Source organism: Methylobacterium sp. ME121 (assembly GCF_000974725.1).
GTDB lineage: Bacteria > Pseudomonadota > Alphaproteobacteria > Rhizobiales > Beijerinckiaceae > Methylobacterium > Methylobacterium radiotolerans.
The window spans coordinates 68,643-93,338 of the sequence record NZ_BBUX01000014.1; the positions used below are offsets into that span (position 1 = coordinate 68,643).

At 69.5% G+C, this 24,696-nt stretch carries 15 protein-coding genes, 1 tRNA gene and 1 pseudogene; 10 read left to right on the plus strand and 7 right to left on the minus strand.

Translation table 11 applies throughout. The annotated features are described in order from the left end of the window. The first annotated feature begins 252 nt into the window (after positions 1–252). The 5 genes and pseudogenes from ME121_RS12205 to ME121_RS12225 all read left to right on the plus strand — a co-directional run bounded on the left by ME121_RS12205 (position 253) and on the right by ME121_RS12225 (position 7,011). Positions 253–2,313 carry a carbon starvation CstA family protein gene (locus ME121_RS12205; RefSeq protein WP_012321453.1) on the plus strand — a complete coding sequence of 687 codons (2,061 nt, stop codon included), beginning with the start codon at positions 253–255 and terminating at the stop codon, positions 2,311–2,313. A gap of 8 nt (positions 2,314–2,321) precedes the next feature. Continuing rightward, positions 2,322–2,543, plus strand: coding sequence for a YbdD/YjiX family protein (locus ME121_RS12210; RefSeq protein ID WP_012321454.1), 222 nt, complete (start codon positions 2,322–2,324; stop codon positions 2,541–2,543). A gap of 153 nt (positions 2,544–2,696) precedes the next feature. Next, positions 2,697–2,897, plus strand: a complete 201-nt coding sequence (locus ME121_RS12215) for a DUF3606 domain-containing protein (protein ID WP_012321455.1) — start codon at positions 2,697–2,699, stop codon at positions 2,895–2,897. A 117-nt stretch (positions 2,898–3,014) separates the two neighbouring features. Then, positions 3,015–3,449: a tellurite resistance TerB family protein gene (locus ME121_RS12220; protein ID WP_012321456.1), complete on the plus strand. Its 435-nt coding sequence runs from the start codon at positions 3,015–3,017 to the stop codon at positions 3,447–3,449. Between the two features lie 288 nt (positions 3,450–3,737). Continuing rightward, positions 3,738–7,011: pseudogene (locus ME121_RS12225) on the plus strand (efflux RND transporter permease subunit). Between the two features lie 58 nt (positions 7,012–7,069). On the opposite strand, the gene cynS reads toward ME121_RS12225, so the two are convergent. Further along, positions 7,070–7,558 carry a cyanase gene (cynS, locus tag ME121_RS12230; protein ID WP_029358676.1) on the minus strand — a complete coding sequence of 163 codons (489 nt, stop codon included), beginning with the start codon at positions 7,556–7,558 and terminating at the stop codon, positions 7,070–7,072. Positions 7,559–7,864: 306 nt separating this feature from the next. On the opposite strand from cynS, the gene ME121_RS12235 reads away from it, so the two are divergent. The 5 genes from ME121_RS12235 to ME121_RS12255 all read left to right on the plus strand — a co-directional run bounded on the left by ME121_RS12235 (position 7,865) and on the right by ME121_RS12255 (position 13,840). Beyond that, the gene (locus ME121_RS12235) at positions 7,865–9,757 is read left to right on the plus strand and encodes a sigma 54-interacting transcriptional regulator (RefSeq protein ID WP_083374407.1); all 1,893 of its coding nucleotides are present in this window, start codon (positions 7,865–7,867) and stop codon (positions 9,755–9,757) included. 86 nt (positions 9,758–9,843) lie between these two features. Next, on the plus strand, positions 9,844–11,124 hold the full coding sequence (locus ME121_RS12240) for an EAL domain-containing protein (RefSeq protein WP_012321460.1): 1,281 nt from the start codon (positions 9,844–9,846) through the stop codon (positions 11,122–11,124). Positions 11,125–11,302: 178 nt separating this feature from the next. Next, the gene (gene tsaE / locus ME121_RS12245) at positions 11,303–12,865 is read left to right on the plus strand and encodes a tRNA (adenosine(37)-N6)-threonylcarbamoyltransferase complex ATPase subunit type 1 TsaE (protein ID WP_059408911.1); all 1,563 of its coding nucleotides are present in this window, start codon (positions 11,303–11,305) and stop codon (positions 12,863–12,865) included. A 19-nt stretch (positions 12,866–12,884) separates the two neighbouring features. Beyond that, positions 12,885–13,637 (plus strand): nucleotidyltransferase family protein, encoded by a 753-nt coding sequence (locus tag ME121_RS12250; protein WP_012321462.1) that lies wholly within the window; start codon positions 12,885–12,887, stop codon positions 13,635–13,637. Positions 13,638–13,763: 126 nt separating this feature from the next. Beyond that, positions 13,764–13,840 (plus strand) — tRNA-Arg (locus ME121_RS12255). Positions 13,841–14,166: 326 nt separating this feature from the next. Here ME121_RS12255 and ME121_RS33585 read toward each other — a convergent pair. The 6 genes from ME121_RS33585 to ME121_RS12280 all read right to left on the minus strand — a co-directional run bounded on the left by ME121_RS33585 (position 14,167) and on the right by ME121_RS12280 (position 24,628). Then, complete coding sequence (locus tag ME121_RS33585; protein ID WP_206406841.1) at positions 14,167–15,261, minus strand: glycosyltransferase family 2 protein; 1,095 nt, start codon at positions 15,259–15,261, stop codon at positions 14,167–14,169. A 438-nt stretch (positions 15,262–15,699) separates the two neighbouring features. After that, positions 15,700–16,644, minus strand: coding sequence for a glycoside hydrolase family 16 protein (locus ME121_RS12260; protein ID WP_059408912.1), 945 nt, complete (start codon positions 16,642–16,644; stop codon positions 15,700–15,702). Between the two features lie 133 nt (positions 16,645–16,777). Beyond that, a complete protein-coding gene (locus tag ME121_RS12265) occupies positions 16,778–19,408 on the minus strand; it encodes an FAD-dependent oxidoreductase (RefSeq protein WP_012321465.1) in 2,631 nt (876 codons plus the stop codon). Between the two features lie 351 nt (positions 19,409–19,759). Next, positions 19,760–20,872 carry a glycosyltransferase gene (locus tag ME121_RS12270; protein WP_029360253.1) on the minus strand — a complete coding sequence of 371 codons (1,113 nt, stop codon included), beginning with the start codon at positions 20,870–20,872 and terminating at the stop codon, positions 19,760–19,762. 71 nt (positions 20,873–20,943) lie between these two features. After that, the gene (locus ME121_RS12275; protein ID WP_012321467.1) at positions 20,944–22,608 is read right to left on the minus strand and encodes a Wzz/FepE/Etk N-terminal domain-containing protein; all 1,665 of its coding nucleotides are present in this window, start codon (positions 22,606–22,608) and stop codon (positions 20,944–20,946) included. A 1-nt stretch (position 22,609) separates the two neighbouring features. Continuing rightward, positions 22,610–24,628 (minus strand): glycosyltransferase, encoded by a 2,019-nt coding sequence (locus ME121_RS12280; RefSeq protein WP_059408913.1) that lies wholly within the window; start codon positions 24,626–24,628, stop codon positions 22,610–22,612. Positions 24,629–24,696: the final 68 nt, after the last annotated feature.

Here is a 24,696-nt window from a genome sequence, read left to right on the forward strand (position 1 = left end):
GCGCCCTTCCTTCTCCGACGGCGGGCGGCCCCGGAGCGCGGCGGCCGGGCCGTGAAGGGGGCGGGGCCGTGCCGGGGACCCGATGTGACAGATTGGGCGTCGTGCCGCCGCCGACGCTGCATCACAGCTCGGATCGCTTGCGTCAACGGCGGACCAATAGGATAACCCGCCCGTGTAGCCCGGGACCACGAAGTCCCAGCCGGAGCCCCCCGCGTGGCCCCGCGCGCGAGGCGGTCGGTCAGGGAGTGGGACATGGGTTCGGCGATCGGCAGGCACGGGCCCTGGGCCCTCGTGGGGGCGCTCGGCGCCGCGGCGCTGGCGATCGTGGCGAGCGAGCGCGGCGAGACGATCAACGCCCTCTGGATCGTGGTCGCGGCGGTCTGCGTCTACCTCATCGCCTACCGCTACTATTCCCAGTTCATCGCCGACAAGGTGATGCGGCTCGACCCGAAGCGCGCGACCCCCGCGGTGCGCCACAACGACGGGCTCGACTACGTACCCACCAACCGCGGCGTCCTGTTCGGCCACCACTTCGCGGCGATCGCGGGCGCGGGCCCGCTGGTCGGCCCGGTGCTCGCCGCCCAGATGGGCTACCTGCCCGGCATGCTGTGGATCCTGGCCGGCGTGGTCCTCGCCGGCGCCGTGCAGGACTTCATGGTCCTGTTCGTGTCGATGCGCCGGGACGGCCGGTCGCTCGGCGAGCTGATCCGGGCCGAGCTCGGCACCGTGCCGGGCATCATCGCCCTGTTCGGCACCTTCCTGATCATGGTGATCCTGCTCGCCGTGCTGGCGCTGATCGTCGTCAAGGCGCTCGCCGAGAGCCCCTGGGGCACCTTCACGGTGATGTCGACGATCCCGATCGCCATGCTGATGGGCGTCTATTCCCGCTACATCCGGCCGGGCAAGATCGGCGAGGTCTCGATCCTCGGCTTCGTCCTGCTGATGCTGGCGATCGTCGCCGGCGGCTCCGTGGCGTCGAGCCCGGTCTGGGGCCCGGCCTTCACCTTCACGGGGCCGCAGCTCTGCTGGATGCTGATCGGCTACGGCTTCGTGGCGTCGATCCTGCCGGTCTGGCTGCTCCTCGCCCCGCGCGACTACCTGTCGACCTTCCTCAAGATCGGCACCATCGTGGGCCTCGCGCTCGGCATCGCCTTCGTGGCGCCGCACATGCAGATGCCGGCGGTCACCAAGTTCGTGGACGGCACCGGCCCGGTCTGGGCGGGCAGCCTGTTCCCGTTCCTGTTCATCACCATCGCGTGCGGCGCGGTCTCGGGCTTCCACGCCCTGATCTCGTCGGGCACCACCCCGAAGCTGATCGCCAGCGAGGCCGATGCCCGCTTCATCGGCTACGGCGGCATGCTGATGGAATCGTTCGTGGCGATCATGGCGCTGGTCTCGGCCTGCGTGATCGACCCGGGCGTCTACTTCACCATGAACTCGCCCGCGGCCCTGATCGGCACGACGCCCGAGACCGCGGCCGCCGCCGTGACCAAGCTCGGCTTCGCCACGACGCCGGAGGTGATCACCCAGACCGCCGCCGACGTCGGCGAGCACACGATCATCTCGCGGGCCGGCGGCGCGCCGACCCTCGCGGTCGGCATGGCCCACATCATCTCGTCGGCCATCGGCGGCAAGGCGATGATGGCCTTCTGGTACCACTTCGCGATCCTGTTCGAGGCCCTGTTCATCCTCACGGCCGTGGACGCGGGCACCCGCGCCTGCCGGTTCATGGTGCAGGATCTCGTCGCGCTCGCGATCCCGTCGTTCAAGAACACCACGTCGTGGGGGCCGAGCATCGCGGCGACCGCCATCTCGGTCGGCGCCTGGGGCTACTTCCTCTACCAGGGCGTGACCGACCCGCTCGGCGGCATCAACACCCTGTGGCCGCTCTTCGGCATCTCGAACCAGATGCTGGCCGCGGTGGCGCTGACCCTCTGCACGGTGGTGATCTTCAAGATGAAGCGCGAGCGCTACGCGTTCGTGACCATCATCCCGACCGCGTGGCTGTGCATCTGCACCCTCACGGCCGGCTGGCAGAAGATCTTCTCGGCCGACCCGAAGATCGGCTTCCTGGCCCACGCCCAGCGCTACGCGGCCGCCGCCGCGGAGGGCAAGGTCCTGGCCCCGGCCAAGAACGCCGACCAGATGAGCCAGATCATCCTCAACGACCGCATCGACGCGGTGCTGGCGGCCCTGTTCATCGGCCTCGTCGTCGCCATCGCGGGCTTCGGCATCGCCGCCTGCCTGAAGGCGTGGCGCGCGGATCGCTGGACCGCGCTGGAGACCGAGCCGCACATGGTCGCGGCGGAGTAGGAGGTCCCATGCTGCCGTCGTCGAACCTGCGGGACCGGATCCGGACGCTGTCCAAGTGCGTCTGCGACGGCGCCCGGCTGATGGTGGGGCAGGGGGACTACGCGGCCTATGCCGAGCATGTCCGCCGCACCCATCCCGATCGGGCGCCGATGACCGAGGTGGAGTTCTTCCGCAACCGGGAGAACGCCCGCTTCGGGGTCGGCAACACCGCGGGGTTCCGCTGCTGCTGAGCGGCGGCCGGTGAGCCTGGTCGTCTCCGCCCGCAGGGACGGCGGCGCGTCTTCGCGGCGGACCGAGTCCCGCTCGCTGCGCGGACCCGATCCGGCCCGGCCGGCGTTCTCCACGCCGGGGGGCCGCGGGCCCTCGCCGGATGCGGAGGGCCGATGACCGACGACAGCGCGCAGGACGCGAAGGAACCCCGGGCCGTCAACACCACCCATGCCTGGGAGCGGGCCTACTGGGCGCGCCGGTTCATGGTCCCGGTGGAGCAGGTGGAGGCCGCCGTGGCGGCGGTCGGCGACGATCCGGCCCGCGTGGCCGCCCATCTCGGACGGGACTGGCCGGGCCACGAGCCCGCCACCTGAAGCTGGACCCCGGCCCCCGCGCGAGGACTAGTCCTCCGCGATCCCGGGCATAAGCTCGGCCGCATCTTGACTCGGCCGCCACAATATCCGCCATCTCAGGCCCGACGGGAGGTCGGCATGAGCATTTTCCAGGACGCCATCCTTCGGTTCGGCCGCACGATCATGTCGTACGCGGGCGACGCGGTCTTCCTGCAGGCCGCGGTCTCGTCCGCCGCCAACGTCATCGTGGCGGACGGGGACGTGGGCGAGGAGGAGATCGAGTCGGCGATCAGCGGCATCCGCGCCAACCCGATCCTCGAGAAGTCCTACGACACGCTGCGCGTCGAGCAGGAGCTCTACGAGGCGATCGCCCGTGCCAAGACCCGGGCCGGCCGGCTGGAGAACCTGCGCCATATCGGCGCCATCGCGGAGCGGCCGATCGAGCAGCGCCAGGACGTGTTCCTGATCGGCGCGGACGTGGCCGATATCGACGGCATCAGCGAGGTCGAGCACAGGGCGCTCGACGAGATCGCCGGGGCGCTGCAGGTCGACAAGTCCGCCCTGCTGCGCTGATCCCGCCGCCTCGGGGACGGTGCGCGCGGATCCCTCTCCGGCCCCGCGCCCTCATTCCGAGGTGCCGGAGCGCGGCGGAGGCCGCGACGGGACCCGCCTGCGAGGACCGCTGACGCGTGCGCCCCTGGGTGCGGGGGCGACGAGGTATGACGGGCCGCGATCACAACCCTGCGGCGACGCGGCCCGTCCTTTGCCTATCCGGACGTGATAGCGAAACATTCCGGTTCTAGCCGGTGAGCCGGTACGCAACGCGGAGCGGCCGGCCCGGGGCCGGACGGCGGAGACCGCATGGGCCTCGTCCTCTACGCGCTCAAGTTCCGGATCACGACCTACGTGCTCGCGGTCCTGATGATGCTCGGCGGCGTCGGGGCGATCGTCGTCGCGCCGAAGGACGTTCTCCCGGTCGTCGACATCCCGGTCGTCGTGGTGGTCTGGACCTATACCGGCCTCTCGGCGCCGGAGATGGAACAGCGCATCACGACCTACGCCGAGTACGGCATCTCCAACAACGTCAACAGCATCCGCCGCATGGAGTCGACGACGCTCCAGGGCACGGCCGTGCAGCGGATCTACTTCGAGCCCACCGTCAGCCTCGATCTCGCCATCGCCCAGGTGGTCTCATCGACCAACTCGATCCGCGCCGTGATGCCCCCCCGGCACGCAGCCGCCGGTGATCGTGCGCTACTCCGCCTCCTCGGTGCCGGTGATCCAGCTGGCCCTGACCTCGGCCAAGGACAGCCTCAACCAGGTCTACGACTACGCCCAGTACCGGATCCGCCAGACCCTGGCGCAGGTCCCGGGCTCGACCCTGCCGTCGCCCTTCGGCGGCGCGCCCCGGCAGATCATGGTCGACCTCGACCTCAACGCCCTCCAGGCGCTCGGCCTGACGCCGCTCGACGTCACCAACGCCATGACGGCCCAGAACCTGACCGTGCCGTCCGGCCTCGCCAAGATCGGCGAGCAGCAGTACCCGGTCCAGCTCAACGGCACCCCGCCGTCGATCGAGACCCTGAACCTCGCGCCGATCAAGGTGGTGGCCGGCCAGCCCGTGCTGGTGCGCGACGTCGCCTATGTCCGTGACGGCGGCCCGCCGCAGGTCAACGTGGTCAGCGCCGACGGCCAGCAGGCCGTGCTGATGCAGATCATCAAGAACGGCAACGCCTCGACCCTCGGCGTGGTCAACAACGTCAAGAAGGCGATGCCGACGATCCGCGCGGCGGCGCCCGAGGGGCTGTCGATCAAGCAGCTCTTCGACCAGTCGGTCTTCGTCTCGAACGCCATCGAGGGCGTGCTGCACGAGGCGCTGACCGCGGCGGCCCTGACGGGGCTCGCGATCCTGCTGTTCCTCGGCTCCTGGCGCTCGACGATCATCGTGCTGATCTCGATCCCGCTCTGCGTCATGACCTCGCTCGCCGTGCTGGCGGCGCTCGGCGAGACCATCAACGTGATGACGCTGGGCGGCCTCGCGCTCGCGGTCGGCATCCTCGTGGACGACGCCACGGTGGCGATCGAGAACACCTACCGGCTGTTCGAGGAGGGCGAGGAGTTCCGCGAGAGCGTGGTCCACGGCGCCGCCGGCATCGCCAAGCCGGCGCTCATCTCGACGCTGGCGATCTGCGCGGCCTTCACGGCGGTGTTCGCGCTCACCGACACGCCGAAGTACCTGTTCACCCCGCAGGCGCTCGCGGTCGTGTTCGCGATGCTGACCTCCTACCTGCTGTCGCGCACCCTGGTGCCGCTGCTGATCGACGTGATCGTGGCGCCGGAATACCGGCAGAAGCACGCCAAGGATCGGGACACGCGTGAGCCGCCCCGGCGGGGCCGGATCGCCCGCGCCGCCGGCCTCGTCGGCGCCCCGCTGATGCGGCTCGCCGGCCGGATCCACGCCGCCTTCGAGCGCGGCTTCGCGCGGTTCCACCGCGGCTATGTCGGCCTGCTCCACGCGGTGCTGCGCCACCGCGTCGCCACCCTGGGCGCCGTCGGCGGCGTCCTCGGCATGACCGGCGCGCTGTTCGTCTTCGTCGGCCAGGACTACTTCCCGCAGATCGAGGCGAGCCAGATGACCATGCATCTGCGCACCCGCGTCGGCATGCGCATCGAGACCGCCCGGCAGGTCTTCGCCGAGATCGAGGACACCGTCCGCGAGGTGATCCCGGCGGGTGAGGTCGACCAGATCCTCCAGAACATCGGCCTGCCGTCGAACAACTACAACTTCGCGTTCTCGGACGGCTCGTTCGTCTCCTACAATGACGGGCAGATGCTCATCAGCCTGAAGGAGGGGCACGGCTCGGTGGCGGGCTACACGAAGCGCCTGCGCGACGTGCTGATGAAGCGCTTCCCCGACGTGATCGTGTATTTCCAGCCCGCCGACATGATCACCCAGATCCTGAACTTCGGCGTCCTCACGCCGATCGACGTGCAGGTCTCCGGCCGGCACAAGGAGAAGGACCTGGAGGTCGCCCAGCGCATCGTGCAGCGGCTGAAGCACACGAAGGGCCTCGTCGACGTCCACCTGCAGCAGATCGTCAACGAGCCGCAATTCTACGTCGACGTCGACCGGCGCCTCGCCTCCGAACTCGGGCTGACCGAGCAGCAGGTGGCGCAGAACATGAACATCTCGCTGTCCGGCAGCTACCAGGTCACGCCGAACTTCTGGCCGGACCCGAAGACCGGCATCCCCTACCAGCTCTGGGTGCAGACGCCCGAGTACCGCAACAGCTCGCTGACCGACCTGCGCAACACGCCGATGTTCGTGCGCGCCGCCGCGACCGCCGGCTCCGGCCCCGGGGTGCTGACCCTGCTGTCGAGCCTCGCCGACATCCGCCGGACGCCGACGCAGACCATGATCAGCCACATCAACATCCAGCCGACCTTCGACATCTTCGCCTCGGTGCAGGACCGGGACCTCGGCTCGGTCGCCCGCGAGATCGACGCGATCGTCGAGGACGAGCAGAAGAACCTCGAGGCACCCGACAAGATCGTCGTCCGCGGCCAGATCGAGAACATGCGCTCGGCCTTCCTCCGCCTGGAGATCGGCCTCGGCATCGCGCTGATCGCCGTCTACCTGCTGATGGCGGTGAACTACCAGAGCTGGGGCGACCCGTTCGTGGTGATCGCCGCCCTGCCGATGGCGTTCTGCGGCATCACCTTCGCGCTGTTCGTGACCGGGACGCCGTTCTCGATCCCGTCGATCTTCGGGGCGATCATGTCGGTGGGCATCGCCTCGGCGAACTCGATCCTGCTCGTGACCTTCGCCAAGGAGCACCGGGAGGCGACGGGCTGCGGCGCCCTGGAGGCGGCGATCACCGCGGGCGAGACCCGGTTGCGGCCGGTGCTGATGACCGCCTCGGCGATGTTTCTGGGCCTCATCCCGATGGCCTTGGGCACCGGCGAGGGCGGCGAGCAGAACGCCGCGCTCGCCCGCGCGGTCATGGGCGGCATCGCCTTCGCGACGCCCGCGACGTTGCTGCTGGTGCCGTTCCTCTACGTGCTGATGCGCGGCGGCCCGGCGCAGCCGGTGCAGGATTACCTGGAGCCGGAGGGGCGGCCGGCGACCGCATAGGGGACCGCGGCGTCCGCTGCGGCTCCCTCCCCGGGGGGAGGGGCGCACTCCGGATCCCTTACCCCTCCTTGAACCCGTATTCCGGGGTGTCGTCGTCGTTGCCGTAGTACTTGTACGGCAGGAACTTGCCCGACATGGTGAGCTTCACGCGGTCGCCCTTGTTGTTGGCCTCGCGGGCCATGTCCATGTTGAAGTCGATCGCCGACATGATGCCGTCGCCGAACTCCTCCTGGATCAGCTCCTTGAAGGTCGTGCCGTACACCATCACCAGTTCGTAGAACCGGTAGATCAGCGGGTCGGTGGGCGGCATGGACGGGATCGAGCCGCGATAGGGCGGCTCGTTCAGCATCCGCTCCTCCGCGGCTGTGAGGCCGAAGAGCTCGGCCGCCCGCTTGGCCTGGGCCTTCGGCAGCTTCATCTGGCCCATGCAGGCCGCGGTGATCAGGAACGGCGACAGGCCGCCGATCTCCGCGTGGATGTGCTTCCAGCTCCACCCCTTCTCGCGCTTGATGTCGAGAAGCTTCTCGGTGAGGTCTTCGCGCTTCATCGTCGGCTCCCGGAGTTCGATCTGCGATGGGTCCGGTGAGGCCGCGCGCTCCGCGGCCCCACCCACCCGATGCGGGTGCACGTCCGGATCGCGACCGGTGAGGGGGAACGGTCGCGTCCGGACGCGGACATCCGCCGGGCATCGTCGCGGCGTGGCTTCGGGAGCCGCGCCGGCCGACGGGCGGACAGGCTCTGTCGGCAAACGGTATGCCAGTCTGTTTCCCGGGGAAATCGCGCGAGATGACAACGCGTTGGCGCGGCAGACGTCGCTCACGACATCTCGTCGAAAACGAGATATCGTGAGCGGATGACGACATTTCGTGAGCCCGGCGCCGCGGGAACCTTCGGGCCGGTCTTCGAGGCGAGTCCCGATCCCATGCTGGTCCTCGCGCCCGAGGAGGACCGGGTCGCGGACGCCAACCCGGCGGCGGCGCGCCTCCTCGGCTACGGCCGGCCGGCGCTGCGCGGCGCGCGGGCCAGCGCCCTGTTCCCGGGCCAGCGCCCGGCCCTCACGGTCTTCACCGAGGCCGTCCTGGCCAAGGGGCACTGGTGGACCCGGACGCTGGCGCCGCGCGACGCGGCCGGCCGCGACCTGCGGGTCGAGACGGCGGCCTACCCGCTCCCCGGCGACGCGATGCGCCTCCTCGTGACCCTGGCGGACCCGGACACGCTCCACCGCCGCCAGGTCGACGGCGAGGCCGAGGCCCACATGCGCGCCGGCCTCTCCGAGTGGCAGCGCGTGGAGCGCATCTTCCGCGACATCGAGCGCGGCAACCAGCTGATCCTGCGCGCGGCCGGGGAGGGGATCTACGGCGTCAACGCGGAGGGCGTGACCACCTTCGTCAACCCGGCCGCCGCGCGCATGCTCGGCTGCGAGGCCGGCGACCTCGTCGGCCGGGACATGCACGCCGCCGTGCACCACACCCGCCCGGACGGCAGCCACTACCCCCACCGCGACTGCCCGATCTACGCGGCCTTCCGGGACGGGATCGTCCACCAAGTCGATCACGAGGTCTTCTGGCGCGCCGACGGGACCTCCTTCCCGGTCGAGTACACCTCGACGCCGATCCGCGACCGGGGGCGCCTGCTCGGCGCCGTCATCGTGTTTCGCGACATCAGCCAGCGCCGGGAGGCCGAGGCCCGCCTGACGAGCGCGCTCGCGGAGGTCGACTCGCTCCGGGAGCGCCTCGAGCTGGAGAACGCGTACCTGAAGGAGGAGATCCGGGCCGAGCGCCAGCACCAGGGCATCATCGGCCGCTCGCCCGCCATCGCGGCGACGCTCCGGCAGGTCGACCGCGTCGCCGCCACCGACGCCACCGTGCTGATCACCGGCGAATCCGGCACCGGCAAGGAGCTGATCGCCCGGGCGATCCACGAGGCCAGCCGCCGCAGCGCCCGCCCGATGATCCGCGTCAACTGCGCGGCCATCCCCCGCGAGCTGTTCGAGAGCGAGTTCTTCGGCCACGCCAAGGGCAGCTTCACCGGGGCGCTGCGCGACCGTGTCGGCCGGTTCGAACTCGCCGACGGCGGCACGCTGTTCCTCGACGAGGTCGGCGAGATCCCCCTCGATCTCCAGGGCAAGCTGCTGCGCGTCCTGCAGGAGCGCTCGTTCGAGCGGGTCGGCGAGGCGCGCACCCGGGCGGTGGACGTGCGCGTGGTCGCGGCCACCAACCGGGACCTGCGCGCCGAGATCCGGGCGGGCCGCTTCCGGGAGGACCTCTACTTCCGCCTCAACGTCTTCCCGATCCAGGCGCGGCCCCTGCGCGAGCGGCCCGAGGACATCCCGCCCATCGCCCAGCACCTGCTCCGGGTCGCCGCGCGCCGCCTCACCGTCCCGGAGCCGCGCCTCACGGAGGGGGATGTCCGCCGTCTCTGCCGCTATCCCTGGCCCGGCAATGTCCGGGAACTGGAGAACGTGATCGAGCGGGCGGTGATCCTCTCCGCCCGGGGCCGCCTCCGCCTCGACCTGCCCGACGGGGAGGCGGCCGGGCCCGCCGACGCGGCCGCCCCGGCCGCTCCGCCGGATGGCCGGCCCGCCACCGAGGCCGAGCGCCGGGCGCGCGACCGCGCCGAGATCGTCGCGGCCCTGGCGCTGGCGGGCGGACGGATCTCCGGGCCGGGCGGCGCGGCCGCGCTCCTCGGCCTGCGGCCGACGACGCTGGCCTCGCGCATCAAGGCCCACGGGATCCCGCGCGGCTGATCCGGCCACCCCTTGATCCGATCTTAAGGTCGCTGTGCCAACGATCGCGCCGGGCCTTCCCCGCGGAGGCGCAGCGTCTCCGACCGATGCAGGACCTCTCCGATCCCGTCACCCTCCCGGCCGGCGCCGTCCTGTTCGACGAGGGGTCGATCGGGCACTGCGCCTACCTGATCCTGAGCGGCCGCATCGCGATCTTCCGGCGGCGCGACGGCGGAGAGACCGTGCTCGCCCGGCGCGGGGCCGGCGAGATCTTCGGCGAGATGGCGATCCTCGACGCCCTCCCGCGCTCCGCGGGCGCGCGTGCCGAGGCGGATTGCGTGCTCGTCCCCGTGAGCGCGGCGCAGATTCAACAGCGGCTCGCCGGCGCCGACCCGATCCTGCGCCTCTGCCTCGAGGGGCTCATCGCCCGGTTCCGCGAGACCCTGCCGCGCCTCGGGCCGGCCGTGGCGGAGGGGCCTCCGGCGCCGCTGTCGCCCTCCGCCCGCGCCGATTTCGACGCGACGGTCGCGTCCCTCGCGCAGGAGCGCGCCCTGCGGCGGGCCCTGGCCCGGGACGAGTTCGCGCTGTTCCTGCAGCCGATCGTGCGGCTCGCCACCGGGCGGCTCGCCGGCTTCGAGGCCCTGATCCGCTGGCACGATCCCGAGCGCGGGCTCGTGGCGCCCGCGTCCTTCATCCCGGCCGCCGAGGCGAACGGCCTGATCCTCGCGATCACCGCCTGGGTGATCGACGCGATCGGCCGGATCGTGCCCCGGATCCTGCAGGCCGGCCTCCAAGCCCCCGCCGCCGTCGAGCCGTCCCTGTTCGTGAGCTTCAACGTCACGGCCCAGGACCTCGCCCGGTCGGACATCCCCACCCTGATCGACGCGATGCTGCGCCGGACCGGCATCGCGCCCGACGCCCTCAAGCTCGAGATCACCGAGAGCGCGCTCATGCAGGATCCGGCCGGGGCAGCGGCCGCCCTCGCGCGCTGCCGCGCCGCCGGCCTCGGCATCGCGGTGGACGATTTCGGCACCGGCTACTCCTCGCTCAGCCATCTCAGCACCCTGCCGATCACCACGCTGAAGGTGGACCGGGCCTTCGTCCGGGCGATGCTGGCGGAGCCGCGCGATCGCCGGATCGTCCAGACCATCCTGCGGCTCGCCGAGGAGATCGGCGTGGTGGCGGTCGCGGAGGGCATCGAGGGCCGCGCCGAGGCGGAGGCCCTCGCCGCCCTGGGCTGCGCCCTGGGCCAGGGCTACCATTTCGGCCGCCCGATGCCGGTGGCCGACGCCCTCGCGGCGGCGGCGGCCTGGAACGCCGAGGCGTGGCGCGTCGGGCTGCCCCGAGGGACCGGCCAGGGCCGGCCGAGGGTCCGCGCCCAGGGCTGAGGGATTTGGGGGGCCCGGCGCGGTCTTTCGCCGCCTCCGCGAGCGTGCTTTCGATGCACCGGGCGGGCGGGAAGCGCGCGGTTCCGGGCGGAAACGCTTGCATCCGGTGCGTGTTTTCGGACCATGCGTCTTCGGGTCTCGGAGGCGGGCTTTGGGCGGAGACGAGCGGGACGGGCAGATGACCGAAGAGGCGGCGGGGACATCCGCGCGGCCGGCGCCCTGGGAATTCGTGCTGCCGGAGGAGACGGCCACCGAGGATCTCGGCCTGTTCCTCTCCGAGTTCCTGATGCCCGGGGACGTGGTGGCTTTGTCCGGAGGGCTGGGCGGCGGCAAGACCACGCTCGCCCGCGCCATCATCCGCGAGCTCGCCGGCGACGCGCGCCTGGAGGTGCCGAGCCCGACCTTCACGCTGATCCAGCCCTACGCGGCCCGCGACGGCCGGCCGATCGTCCACGCCGACCTGTACCGGCTGCGCGATCCCGACGAGCTGGTGGAACTCGGCTTCGACGAGATGGCCGAGGGCGCGATCACCCTGGTCGAGTGGCCCGACCGGATGCCGCCCCGCGACGGCCCGGTGCTGACCGTGGACCTGTCCCTGCGGGCGGAGTTCGGCCCCGAGGCGCGTCTCGCCCGGATCGACGGCGCCGGCGGCATGCGCGCCCGCCTCGACCGGGCCCGCGCGGTGCGCCGCCTCCTCGACCGCAGCGGCTGGGACATCGCCGAGCGGACCCTGATGCAGGGGGACGCCTCCTCTCGCGCTTACGAGCGCCTGACCAAGCCCGACGGCACCAGCGCCGTGCTGATGATCGCGCCGCCGCGGCCCGACGGGCCGCCGGTGCGGGACGGCAAGCCCTACAGCGCGATCGTGCACCTCGCCGAGAGCGTCCACGCCTTCGTGGCCCTCGACCGGGGTCTGCGGGCGCTCGGCTTCTCGGCCCCGAAGATCTACGGCGAGGACCTGACCGAGGGCCTGCTGATCCTGGAGGATCTCGGCAGCGAGCCGGTGATCGAGGGGGGCGCTCCGCGGCCCGAGCGCTACGCCGAGGCCGTGCGCGTGCTGGCCAAGCTCCACGCCAACCCGCTTCCCCCGGTCCTGCCCGTGGCCGAGGGGACCGAGCACAGGCTGCCGCCCTACGACATGGAGGCGCTGCTGTTCGAGGCGGAGCTGATGCCCGAATGGTACGCCCCGGCGATCCGGAACGTCAGCCTGTCGGCGGAGGCGCGGGCGGCCTTCGTCGACCTGTGGCGGGCGGCGCTCCAGGGCGCGATCCCGGACCGGCCGACCTGGACCCTGCGCGACTACCATTCCCCGAACCTGATCTGGCTGCCCGAGCGCGACGGTCTGGAGCGGGTCGGGCTGATCGACTTCCAGGACGCCGTCATGGGCCATCCGGCCTACGACGTCGCCTCGCTGCTGCAGGATGCCCGGGTCGATTCCAGCGCGGAGTTCGAGCTGCGGCTGCTCGGCCTCTACGCCCGCGAGCGCCGCGGCCGGGACCCGGCCTTCGACGTCGGCGCCTTCGCCACCGCCTACGCGCTGCTGGCGGCCCAGCGCGCCACCAAGATCCTCGGCATCTTCGCGCGCCTCGACCGGCGCGACGGCAAGCCCGGCTACCTCGCGCACCTGCCGCGGATCGAGGGCTACCTCGCCCGCAACCTCGCCCATCCGGCGCTCGCCGGGCTGCGGGCCTGGCACGCGGACCACCTGCCGGGCCTCGTCGCCCCGGCGCCCGACCCCTGACCTCCGGATTCCCGACCGCATGAGCGATCCCAGCCCCGCCGTCAGCCGCGCCTTCGTCCTGGCCGCGGGCCTCGGCAAGCGCATGCGGCCGGTGACCGCCACCGTGCCGAAGCCCCTGGTGGAGGTGGCCGGCAAGGCCCTGCTCGACCACGCCCTCGACCGGGTCGCCGAGGCCGGGATCGGGACCGCGGTCGTCAACGTCCACTATCTCGCCGACCTGATCGAGGGGCACCTCGCGCGCCGGGCCGAGGGGGCGGCCCCGGGACCGGCCACGACCGTCTCCGACGAGCGCGCGGCGCTGCTGGAGACGGGCGGCGGCATCCGCAAGGCGCTGCCGCTCCTGGGGGACGCGCCGTTCGCGGTGCTGAACTCGGATTCGTTCTGGCTCGAGGGGCCGGCCTCCAACCTGCGGCGACTGATCGAGACCTGGGACGGCGACCGCATGGACGGCCTGCTGCTGGTGGCGCCGACCGCCACCAGCCTCGGCTACGAGGGGGCCGGGGATTTCGTGATGGATCCGGACGGCCGCCTGGAGCGCCGCGGCGAGCGCGCGGTGGCCCCGTTCATCTACGCGGGCGTGGCGATCCTCACGCCGGGCCTCTTCGCCGACACGCCGGAGGGCGCCTTCTCGCTCAACCTGCTGTTCGACCGGGCGATCGCGGCGGGACGGCTGTTCGGAATGCGGCTCGACGGCCAGTGGCTGCATGTCGGCACGCCGGAGGCGATCCGCGCCGCGGAGGAGCGCGTGCGCGCGAGCGCCCGGACGCCGTAGGCCCCGCGAAATCCGAGGCGCGCGCACGGCCCGCACAAGTCGTTGCCCGAAGTGTCTTGCCAAGCCGGATTTGAGCCTCTAGAAGCCCCTTCACACCGGCGGGCCGAGAGCCCGCCGCCGTGTCAGGCGCCCGTAGCTCAGCTGGATAGAGCACCAGACTACGAATCTGGGGGTCAGAGGTTCGAATCCTTTCGGGCGCGCCATTCCCTGCATTTTCCCGTGGTCGGGCAGGAAAGCCCACGTAGACGGGTGCATCAGCACCAGAGTCGAAGACCCACGGTGCTCGCTCGAGCGCATTCAGGTCGCCCGACCTCCGTCCTCGGATCCGATTGACCGTTATCTTCGGAACACGCCCTGACCGTTGCCCCGTTCGCGCGGTGCAGGTCACAGCGGCGCTCTGACCGCGCGGAAGCCGGCCGTCTCCGCGGAGCATCCGCTTCGATGATTGTCGAAGGCGGTACCGCGACCGCCCGCACGCCACTCATGCGCCGCGCTCCGCCGACGACGCGGGCGCTTGGGCGCAAGGCCGTCAGCGCGGGCTGCCGGGAAGAGGGCAGCGGGGATAGGAACGCGGCGCGACCGTCAGCGCCTGCACACGCGCAAAGGACGAGACGAGGCGTACAAGAACAAGGCGCCAAGAATTGATGAAGCGTACATTGATGGCGTTCGGTAGGACGGGGGCGGTCAGAAGTGCAGCAGCCGTGACGGCTCGCCTGAGAGGGCTGTACCAAGATGGCAGTTGCCTCACGGCGCCCAGCGCCTTCCTGGCCGAGACGCGACGTCCCGAGATCATGTCCTGATGGATCTCGTAAATATTGTAGAAATACATTGACTTCGGGTCTCTAATCGTGTCGCTCCAGTTGTTTTGCCGCAATATCGATTTGAGATGGATGACCCGGTCGTTGAAACGGCGCTTGTGCTTCTCGAGAAGCGCTTGGGATACCCCGTTCTGGACTCCCGACTTGTTTTGACCGTGTATTCTATAGCATCCGAGCGGCCGGTTCAGGCTGACAATATCGCCAAAAAACGGCGCCGCCGTGAGGATAACACCGTCGACGGCTGTGTCGTAGGACGCATTCCGCAGTAACTCGCAGACATCTCTCCGGAACACATTGCCGGACGTTGGTGGAGAGATGTACGTGCCGGATTTTTTCACATGCGCCTGAAATTTATCCCGATCCCGTCCCATCGGGAGCGCGGGAAAAGCGGGTGCGATCACCGCGCCGGTCTCATTGATCCGCACCAATTGAAACTGGAGCTTAGAAATGTCCGCATCGAGCGCGTCTATGATCGCATCCAGAGAGCCGGGTAGAAGTTGATCGTCGGCATCGAGAAATAAAACAAAGGGCGCTGTCGTTTTCTCAATCCCTAGAAGGCACGCGCTGACCTGCCCTCCATTCGTCTTGCGAAAGGCGCGAACGCCGCTGTTCTGTATTATTGTCCAAGACCCGTCTGTTGAGCCGTCGTCTATGACGACGATTTCACAGTCGGGGTTGTTCTGAGAGACGACGCTCTGGATCGCGCATTCAATATAGCGCTCGTAATTGAAGCAATTGATGACGACTGCCAGGGCTGGAGGCCTCGTGCCTGTCAGGACCTCGGCTGCGACCGCATCAGTGCTCATGTATGCTTCGCAGAACGAGAGCTGCAGCTCATCATCACGATTGACTCATCAGGCGCAGGGCTTCCCCGGCAATAAACTATATTTCGCGCATTTCAGATCGGATTTCAAGGACGTTATAGGCCGGCGGCGCGACGAAAATCTGATTAGAGCTCGAACGTTTCGCGAAGCCATTTATTCCGCGGCCGGGCCGGAAACAGGAACAGTATCGTCGCGTCCGCTCGCGGCCGCACACCCCTCCCGACGCGTGCGCGGCGGAGCATCTGCGGCCGCGCTACGGTTCGAGAGGTCTGGATCGAGCGGGCGGATCGGCGGCACCGAGCCCGATCGACAGGCGCCAGCGATCTCGGAGCGATGCGCTCCGCGTGTCGATCGCGAGGAATTCCGGTTGCGAGCGCGAGCCGCGGCGCCCTCACGGCTTCGTCTACACGGCGTGCTCGACTACGCGTACACGCGAAAGTAGTCGACGCGCATGTGGACGAGCTTCTGGGCCTCGGTCAGTTGAGGCGCCGGGACGTCCGTCCGCAGCGCCAGTGTGAGGAGCGGCCAGAAGACGTCGCCGGTCTGCTCCATCTCCGAGGCGCGGGTGAGTGTCCAGATATTTAGCTGACCCGTTTTTGGATTGATAATTGGCGCACGCTCGAAGTAGGGGATGCATTTTCCGTCCTGTATCAGCACGCCGTAGCGGCAGTACTGCTCGGTCATGTCGACGGGGGTGGGGACGCCCGTTCCTTCGTTGTGCTCACCCGGTTGTCCCCATTCATGCAAGTAGGCCCCGTAGAGCTTGGGCTCGAAACCTTTGTGCTCGACGATGTCGACCTCTATGCTCCGCTTGGCATTGGTGATGCCGTCCCGGTTGAGAAGCCAGAACGCCGGCCACGTGAGCGGATGCTGCGGGAATCGCATCCGCGCTTCGAAATAGCCTTGGCGCCAGCCGACCGATACGACGCCGCTCCGGCTGCCGGTCTGTAAGTTCCCGGAAATCCACTGAAAGTCAGGTATACTGTTTCCATAGTAATTCACGACGCCCATATTGCGCCCGATATACTTTGCGGAGATCTGAAGGGCCGTGCCGCCCGTGGCGTCCGCGTCCGCGACGATCGCGTAGGGTTTGAAGCCTTCCGCCCCGGCAAGGGGAGCGAAGGCGGAACGGCCGTAGAATCCGGAGGGGCCCGTCGTGGCCTTCGGTCCGCCATTCCAGATCCGCCCGTTGATCTCCGCGAAGGGCTCGTCGAAGACGAGCGTGCGGCCCTGCGTCGGATCCGAGGAGGCGTCCATCGCCGCGCTCGAGCGGCTGGTCGGCAACAGGGACGCCGCCGCGCAGATCGGTAGATCCCGGAAGCACGATTTCAGCAGATCGCGGCGGACCCAGCGAAGTTTCGTCATGGCTCAGGCTCCGAGTTGCGGCGTGGCAAGGGCGTAAGAGCTTCGCGGCAGCGACATCCCTCTCACCGTGACACCATGATCTGGGGTGTGCCGGTGCCCGAGGGCACGCCGATGGAAACGGTGCTGACGGCCTTCAGGCCCCTGTTCGCTCCCGTGTTTCCGCTCGCAGGACCTCCAGCGCCCTGGTGCGGGCTTCGGCCATGCCGTAGCGGTGTCGATACCCGGCCTGCCGCAGGCGATCGTTGGGGAAGCGCATGCGCCAGAGAGGATTGCGCAAGGGCAGCGTCCGGTTGCGTAGGAAATCGTGGAGCCAGTCGACGGCGGCGGGCATCGGGATGACCCGGAAGCGGCGATCGCGGCTGATCGCGTACGCCCGTCGCATGAAGTCGCCGATCCGCGCATCGCGCGTCTCGTGGTCGGAGAGATTGAAAATCTGCACCTGCCCGGCCGGCCAAGCCCCGCTCAGGGACTGGGTCATCGTCCAGATCGCCGCGTCCGTGACGTCCCGGACGTAGACGTGATGGGAGGGCCGGTGCGCGGCGAAGAGGCGCTTCGAGAGACCCCAGTCGCGCAAGCCGATGAGATTATGGAGGTCGACGACGACCGTGGGGCGCAAGATCACGTAGGGAAGGGTCGCGGCGACCCGCAGGATGGCTTCCTCGCCGGCGAGCTTCGTTCGACCGTAGGCGCGAACGTAGTCCAGGGCCCAGTATTCGGACTTGACGTCGACGCTGCTGGTGAGAACCGGTGCCGTCTCCGTCATGGTGCGCGTGCGGCCGCTGCCATACACGGAGACGGTGCTCATGTAGCAGAAGGCCTTGATGCCGTGCCGCTCCGCGGCTTCGGCCAGGCGCCGCGTCGCCTCAACATTGATGGCCGGCATCCGGTCCTGCTTCCCGAGCTCGGCGGCGAGATGCATGACGGCCTCGCAGCCGCGGACGAGGGCGGCGTAATCCTGATCCGCCGTGAAGTCGAAGGTCCGCCATTCGATCGGACCCGTGCGCGGCTGCGCCTCGGTCAGGGGCTGGGACGTGACGGCCCTGACCGCGTAGCCGCGTTCCAGCAGGTCCTCCACCAGGATCCGGCCGATCCGCCCCGTCGCCCCCGTCACGAGGACGCGGAGACCGGTCGGGACGGGCGGGGACGCTCGGAGGCCGGATACCGCGGTGTCGCGCTGCCCCCGGACCTTCAGCGCGTCGGCGAGACGTATCGCCAGGGCGACGATCATCTGCGTGGGATTGCAGTGGCCTGCCGTCGGGAACACGGAGCTTCCCGTGACGAACAGGCCGTCGATCCCGTGAACTTGGCCCTGGGCATCGACCACGCCCTTGGTGGCGTCGTCGGACATGCGGGTGGTGCCGGTCGGATGGGCGACATCGACGAAGCTCACCGGGATCGGCGCCTCGTCGCGCACCCAGTCTGCCAGCACGGGCGCGGGCAGGCCCAGGCGGGCGAACTCGGAGACGACGAGCCGCGCCGTCTCGCGCATGGTGCGGCCTTCATCTTCGTGACTGCGCCAGTCGATCAGGGGCAGCCGGCTGCCCAGGTGATCCCGCTGATCGGAGAGCATGACCCGGCTCTCGGGATCCGGCCGCTGCTCGACCATGCATTCGAGGCTCAGCTCGGAGAGCTTCCGCGGGAAGCCGTTGCGGGCGATGAAATGATCCCGGCAGCCGCGCAGGAGCAGCGGCAGGTTCGACGCCAGGGTCAGGACGTCCTTCGCCCGCGGCTTGCCGACCAGCATCCTCCGGATCGCGTCGCCCGGGTCGTCCGGAGCCAGCGTCTCTCCGAGCCACACCGCGCAGTTCAGGAGCTGGCGGCTTCGCTGGACGTCCGGGCTCAGGCGGAGCCCGCCCCGGAACAGCCGATCCGCGATGGTGTAGCGGCCGAACCGTCGCTGCAGGGCGCGCGACCGGCGAACGTCGAAATGCGCGACCGGCCCGCGCAGATGATCCATCAGGTAGCGACCCACGAGGTCAGACGCGTTCCCGAGGCCGCCCGGGATCTGATGGTCGGAGGCGAGGAGAAGCCGCGCGTTCTCGATCCCGCCGGCACACAGGACGACGCGGCGGGCCGGCAGCTTGACGATCGCGCCGTCGGGCGCCGCGACCTGAACGCCCTGTACCCTGTCACCCGCCTCATCCACGTCGATCGCGACGACGGTCGCGCCGCTGATCAACGTGACGTTGGCGCCCAGCTGCTCGTCCAGCTTCCGCCCGAAGCGCGTGTACTCGAACGGATAGGACTCCGCATCGTCGCGGCTGAACTGCCAGAAGAAGGGCAGGAGCAGCCGCGGATCCGGCTCGGACCAGGCCGGCCGCGAACCGAACAGCTCCCAGAAGCGCGCGTCGCTGAAATGGTTGCCGTAGGCGAGCCCGAGATACTTGGCCGTCCGCTCGAGATAGGGATCGAGCGCGTCGCGCTGGAACGGCCACCCGCTCTCCGGGACCCAGGCACGCTGCTCGAAGTCGATGGTGTCGAAGGGCGCGCACCGGCCCCCCCACGTGTGAGAGCTGCCGCCCACGATCCGGTTCCGGACGGCCCACTGCGTGGCGCGCGGCCGCCCGACATTCACGATGGCATCCAGCGCGTCCGCGCTCTCCATCCGGTCGAGGCCGCCGCTCTCCAGCAGCACGACCCTCAGGCCGCTGCCGGACAGCTCGCGGGCCAGGGTGCTCCCGGCCGGCCCCGTTCCAACAATGCAGACATCGCAAGCCGCATCCAGAAGACCCTCGATTTCACTTGCGGCACGCAGCTGGATCACGGTGAGCGGCTCCCGGGCTCATTCCATCGAGACTATCGGCGCGGACGCACGGTTGATGCGCGGCGATAATCGTTCAAACGATCGGCGAGTGGCCGATTTTCTCAGCCGGCTTCTGCCAAGATAGGGAAAAATATTCGGAGTTCGCGGTGCGAAGCGGATGTGTGCCATGGATAGATCCGCCCCCATCCCGACGCGATGGATGCGCGCGATCGTGCGGACCGTGGTCCATGACGCGCCGCGGCGCGGTCCGGGTGTTGAACGTCGCTGATGCGGTTCGCAGATGCGACGGCCGTCCAACGGCAGGGGCCGAGGGAGCATGGGGCCGCTGCTCGACCGACGGCTGACCGAGGTTCAGCATGCCGATTGCCGGATCGCGTCGGCGTGAATGTGCACGACCTTTTCGGCGCTGTACTGGTCAATGTAGTCCTTCCTGAAATCGGAAAACGACCGTTCTGGCTCGATATTGTCGCAATAATATTCCATGGCTCTGACGAGTCCGTCCTCGTCGTCGGGCGCGACCAGGCGCCCGAGGCGTTGATCGACCAAGATGTCGCTGGGACCGAACTCGCAATCGGTGGATATGACGGGCAGTCCGCACCGCAAGGCTTCACAGATGGCCAGCGACCAGCCCTCCCATCGGGACGTCGCGACGAAGACGTCGCTGACGAAGAGCGCTCGTTGCGGGTCGTCCGGGTAGTGGATCAGCCGGACGGCGTCGGACAGATCGAGCGCCCGAATCTGTTCCGCCAGCGCCGCTTTGTCGGATCCGTGGCCGACCAGGTTGAGGCGCACGTTCCTGCGCCGCTCGTACACTCTCGCGAACGCGCGAATGAGAAGGTCCTGGCCTTTCTGGAAGGCGTAACGTCCGACGTTCACGAAGGTGATGACGGCGGGGTCGGGCCTGATGTCCTCGCCCGGAGCCTCGAAGTGCCTGACCGGATTGGGAACCCAATACATCGGACGCCTGCATTTGAAATCGGCTTCGAACGCTCTCAGCTGCCGCGGCGACGTCCCGAAAACGGAAGTGATCCGCGGTAGAACGTAGTATTTCAGGAAAAAGAATTTGATCTTCGATTTCAGGCTGCCGGATTCGCGCCGCGGGTTGCCGTGCAGGTGCATCGTGATCCGCTGCGGGATGCCCACCCGGGCCAGCCAGAAGACGACTGTCGGCTCGATCTGCGGAACAATGATCAGATCGTAGCGACCTCCTTTGCTGACATCCCGAAAGATCCGCATCAGGTGCAGGCGCGACGTGACCGGCCTGAAGATGCTTCTGTAATGTCGCGGCTCCGCCGGATAGTTCTCGTGTTGGGTGACCCGCAGCACGTCGATGGCGAACTCGGTGCCGCACGTCGCCGCGAGCTCCGCGCCGATCGTGTCGACCACCCGCTCAATGCCGGCAAAGACGGAGGTCCCAGGTTGAAGATAGAGGATCTGGAACTTCTCACGATTTCCGGCCGGCATCCCAACCAACTCCTTCCGTTCAGAGCTCCGACGATCCGGGCGCGGACCCGTCGACGGTGCCGGGGCCCGACTCACGCGCGATTGAGAACGGCGCCGATCACGTTCGCGCCGGCACCGATCAGGCCGTTCACCGCGTCCGACAGCTCGTCGACGGTGGTCCGCCCGGCCTCGGCGACGATCACTACGACATCCGCCCGACGGGCCGCGACCCGGGACTCGGCCGAGACGGAGAGCGGCGGCAGGTCGAGGATGACGTAGCCGCCCCGGCGCATCTGGTCGATGACGCTCTGGAAGATCGAGGAACTGAGGGACACGCCGGTGCCGACCGCCGTGTACGGCGACCGCGACGGCAGCACGGAGACACCGCCGAAATCCACGAACTTGGCCAAGGCCAGATGGCTGGGATTGATGATCAGGTCGGCCAGACTCGCGCCGACGCCGGCCTTGGAGTCCGGGGTCAGGAAGAAGGTTCCGGCGCCGTGGATGTTGGTGTCGATCAGCCGAGCGGTCCGGCCCCCCTCCTGCAGCAGGCGCGCCAAGCTCAGGCCGATCAGGGTCGTGCCCGTGCGCGGGGTGCAGCCGATGAGGGCGATGACGCAGTCGGTATCGTGACCGCGCGCCGAGAGGGCCAGCTGGATCGACGTCCGCAGATCGCGGACACCCGTGGAGAATTTGACGTTGAGGAACCACGGCGCGTTGACGTTGCGCAGATCCACCGTCTCGCGGCGCCCGTCGGCGGTCTTGCGCAGGACCTCGGGCATCACGGCGAGGCAGGGAATGCCGGCCCGCTGGACGAGATCCTGCGGCGTCCGGATCCTGCGGTCGAACGCCTGCAGCAGCGCCACGGCCAGCAACCCGCCCACGAGGCCGATCATCGCCCCGAGGCCGAGGATCAGGGTCTTGCGCGGGGCCGAGGGCTTGAGGGGCTGCAGTGCCGCGCCGATCACCCGCGCATCGGCATCGGGGGTCGGCGCGTCCGGCAGCGTGCCCTCGGTGACGGCCGCCGCGGCGGACCGGGCCTGTGAGGCGAGGGCGTTGACGCGTCCCTGGAGGAACTCGGCGCCGTTCTTCGCCGCATCGGCTTTGGCAGCGATGGATTGGAGGAGATAGGCCGAGACGGCCGCGTTCGCGACGCGCCGCGCCAGGTTCGGATCTCTGGACGTGTACGAGACTTCGACGACGTACGATTGGCCGACGCGCCGGACGGTGAAGCGCTCGGCGAAGTTCTCGAACTTCCTCTGCTGCAGGATGGCCGCCGTCGACGGCGGGGCGGTCCGCAGCCCCGACAATTCCGAGGCGCTCGGAGCCGGCTCTCTCGGGCTCTCGGCTTCCGGAGGGCCGAATTCCGGATTGTTCGCGAGCTGGAGACTGTTGAACACGTTCGCCAGCAGCCGTTCCGAGCGGAGAACCTGGAGCTCGCTCTCGGCCCGGCCCACATCGAGGCTCGGCATCAGGGCGCCCTCGGAGGAGCCCGCGCCCACCGGGCGCCGCGGCTCGAGCAGCAGCACCGCGGTCGCCGTGTAGGAGGGGGTCGCCGTCACGGTGTAGAGCGCCGCGCAGCCGATGCAGAAGACCACCCAGACGGCCACCGCCAACTTGTGCCGGCGGGCCGCCTTGAGGGCCGCCGAGACGACGGCCAGCGGGCCGTCCTGCACGCCGACGGACGCCGCCTCCGGGAAATGGGTAACGGATTGGGAAGGGTCCGGCGCGATCCGGGTGGTGTTGTAGATGTTCATCTCACGCTTTCCGCCGGATCTGCAGGGCGCGCTCGGGTTCCAGCCGTCCCAGGAGCACGTCCGCGGCGCCGCGCAGGTTGCCGCGCAGCCGGCCGCGCCGGTCGATGAACGGCTCGGGGGCCGCGAAGCGCGTCACGTTGCTGAGAACGTTGCGGGTGATCTGGCCGAAGACTTGAGACAGGGTCATCGTGCCCTTCCGCAGCATGTATAACGGGTTGACAATCTGCGAATAGCCGAGCCGATCGCCCGAGATACGGCCGCCTTTCACGCCCATATGGACGCCGCGGGCCTCCAGGCATTTGACGAGCCGGCCGCCCTTGGCCGCCAGAGCGGCGCCGAAATCGCGGTCCTCGAGCCAGCCGTACAGGACGAGCCGCTCGTCGAATCGCAGCGTGCCGATGGCCGAGCGACGGAACGCCATGTTGCAGCCGTACGGGCTGAAGGCCTCGATGGGCGCCGCCGGCTCGACCGGACCCAGCGCGGCGAGCATCCGGTCGACCTCGGTGAAGCGCAGTCCGGGCCCCTTGATGCCGTCCGCGACGACGTCGCCCGTCAGGCCGACGATGTCCGGCTCGTCTTCGAAGCGCTGCGCGGCCGCTTCGAGCCAGCCGGCCTCGGGGACGAAGTCATCGTCGAAGAAGACCACGATATCGATCGCCTCGGGCAGCGCGGCGAGGGCGGCATTTCTCTGAGTGGCGAGGCCGGGACGCCCCGTGACCACCGTCACGCCGGGCCACGTGGCCGCCTCGCCGGCATCGTCCGGGGTGACGCAGGAGATCAGGATGGCGGCGGGCTTCAGGGTCTGCCGATCCAGGATCCGCCCGAGGGTGCCGGTCACCACCTCGGGGCGGCCCAGCGTCGCGATGGCGACGGCGATGCTCGGCGGCGGCGCCGGTGCCGCGTCGCGCGCCGCCGTCTGCGCGACCGGCCGCACCTTCGGCCCGCGCATGAGATCGAGGTAGCCCTGCGCCGAAGCCTCCCACGAGAAGAGGGCGGCCTGATCGCGACCGCGGCCGATCAGGTCCGATCGCAGGTCCGGGCTGGCGGCCAGGGCGCGGATCTGGGCGATCCAACGGTCCGGCCGGTCCGGCGGAGTGAGCAGGGCCGCCGACCCGCAGATCTCCGGCAGACTCGCGCGGTCGGTCGAGACGACGGGGCAGCCGCGCGCCATCGCCTCCAGTGCCGGGAGCCCGAACCCCTCCGTGAGGGAGGGGAAGGCCAGGCACAGGGCGCGTTCCATCAGGTAGGCGAGATCGTGGTCGGTGACGAAGCCGAGGTGGCGGACATTCTCGCCGCGCTTCAAGTCCTCGGCGGCGTAGATGGTCGCCTGGCCGCCCGCCACCACGAGGTCGAGCCCGAGTTCGCCCAAGGCCGGCGCCAGCTTGAAGAGCAGATCGAGGTTCTTGTGACGGGCGCGGGACCCGAGGGCCAGCACGAAGGGGCGTTCCAGGCCGTCGGAGTCCCTGTCCAGGCCCGCCGGGGCTCGGACGGCCTGTCGCGGATCCCAGGCGTGCACGTGCTCGTGCCCGTTCGGGAGGACGGCGATGTCGGAGGCCCTCACAGAGAGATGGTTCGCGATCTGCCCGGCGGAGAAGGTCGAGACGGTGGCGATCCGCGCGGCACGGCGGGCCAGAAGCGGCTGGAGTGTCCTGTAGAACGTCCGGAACGACGCGCTGTAGCTCTCCGGCGCATTGAACACGTTCGCATCGTGGATGCAGACGACCTGATCCGTCTTCAGCGCGGGTGCGGTGTTGCAGAGGTTGAGCAACCGGCCGGGCCACGCGCGCGGCAGGACGAATTGCTCCCAGGCATGCCCAGCCGCGGGTCCGACGGTGCGGAGCGGCGTGCCCGCGAGCCGGGGATCCTCCGCGTCCGGCACGGACAGCAAGGGGGCGCTCTCGCCCCGCGCGGCCAGGGCCGCGCTCATCGCCCGGGTGACGTTCATCGCGTAGCGCTGAACCCCGGTCATCGGCTGGGTGAGGAACCGACCGTTGATTCCAAACGATCCGACTGCCGTCATGCTGTCGCTCTACTCCCGTCGGAGGCCCGCTTCTTGGATCGAATGCGAGAACAAGAGTGTTTCACCTT

Coding starts and splice junctions, on each gene's coding strand:
- ME121_RS12210 (WP_012321454.1), top strand. CDS start 2,322: ATGCTGCCGTCGTCGAACCTGCGGGACCGGATCCGGACGCTGTCCAAG.
- tsaE (WP_059408911.1), top strand. CDS start 11,303: ATGACCGAAGAGGCGGCGGGGACATCCGCGCGGCCGGCGCCCTGGGAA.
- ME121_RS12270 (WP_029360253.1), bottom strand. CDS start 20,872: ATGCCGGCCGGAAATCGTGAGAAGTTCCAGATCCTCTATCTTCAACCT.
- ME121_RS12215 (WP_012321455.1), top strand. CDS start 2,697: ATGACCGACGACAGCGCGCAGGACGCGAAGGAACCCCGGGCCGTCAAC.
- ME121_RS12235 (WP_083374407.1), top strand. CDS start 7,865: ATGACGACATTTCGTGAGCCCGGCGCCGCGGGAACCTTCGGGCCGGTC.
- ME121_RS12220 (WP_012321456.1), top strand. CDS start 3,015: ATGAGCATTTTCCAGGACGCCATCCTTCGGTTCGGCCGCACGATCATG.
- ME121_RS12205 (WP_012321453.1), top strand. CDS start 253: ATGGGTTCGGCGATCGGCAGGCACGGGCCCTGGGCCCTCGTGGGGGCG.
- cynS (WP_029358676.1), bottom strand. CDS start 7,558: ATGAAGCGCGAAGACCTCACCGAGAAGCTTCTCGACATCAAGCGCGAG.
- ME121_RS12250 (WP_012321462.1), top strand. CDS start 12,885: ATGAGCGATCCCAGCCCCGCCGTCAGCCGCGCCTTCGTCCTGGCCGCG.
- ME121_RS12240 (WP_012321460.1), top strand. CDS start 9,844: ATGCAGGACCTCTCCGATCCCGTCACCCTCCCGGCCGGCGCCGTCCTG.
- ME121_RS12260 (WP_059408912.1), bottom strand. CDS start 16,644: ATGACGAAACTTCGCTGGGTCCGCCGCGATCTGCTGAAATCGTGCTTC.
- ME121_RS12275 (WP_012321467.1), bottom strand. CDS start 22,608: ATGAACATCTACAACACCACCCGGATCGCGCCGGACCCTTCCCAATCC.
- ME121_RS33585 (WP_206406841.1), bottom strand. CDS start 15,261: ATGAGCACTGATGCGGTCGCAGCCGAGGTCCTGACAGGCACGAGGCCT.
- ME121_RS12280 (WP_059408913.1), bottom strand. CDS start 24,628: ATGACGGCAGTCGGATCGTTTGGAATCAACGGTCGGTTCCTCACCCAG.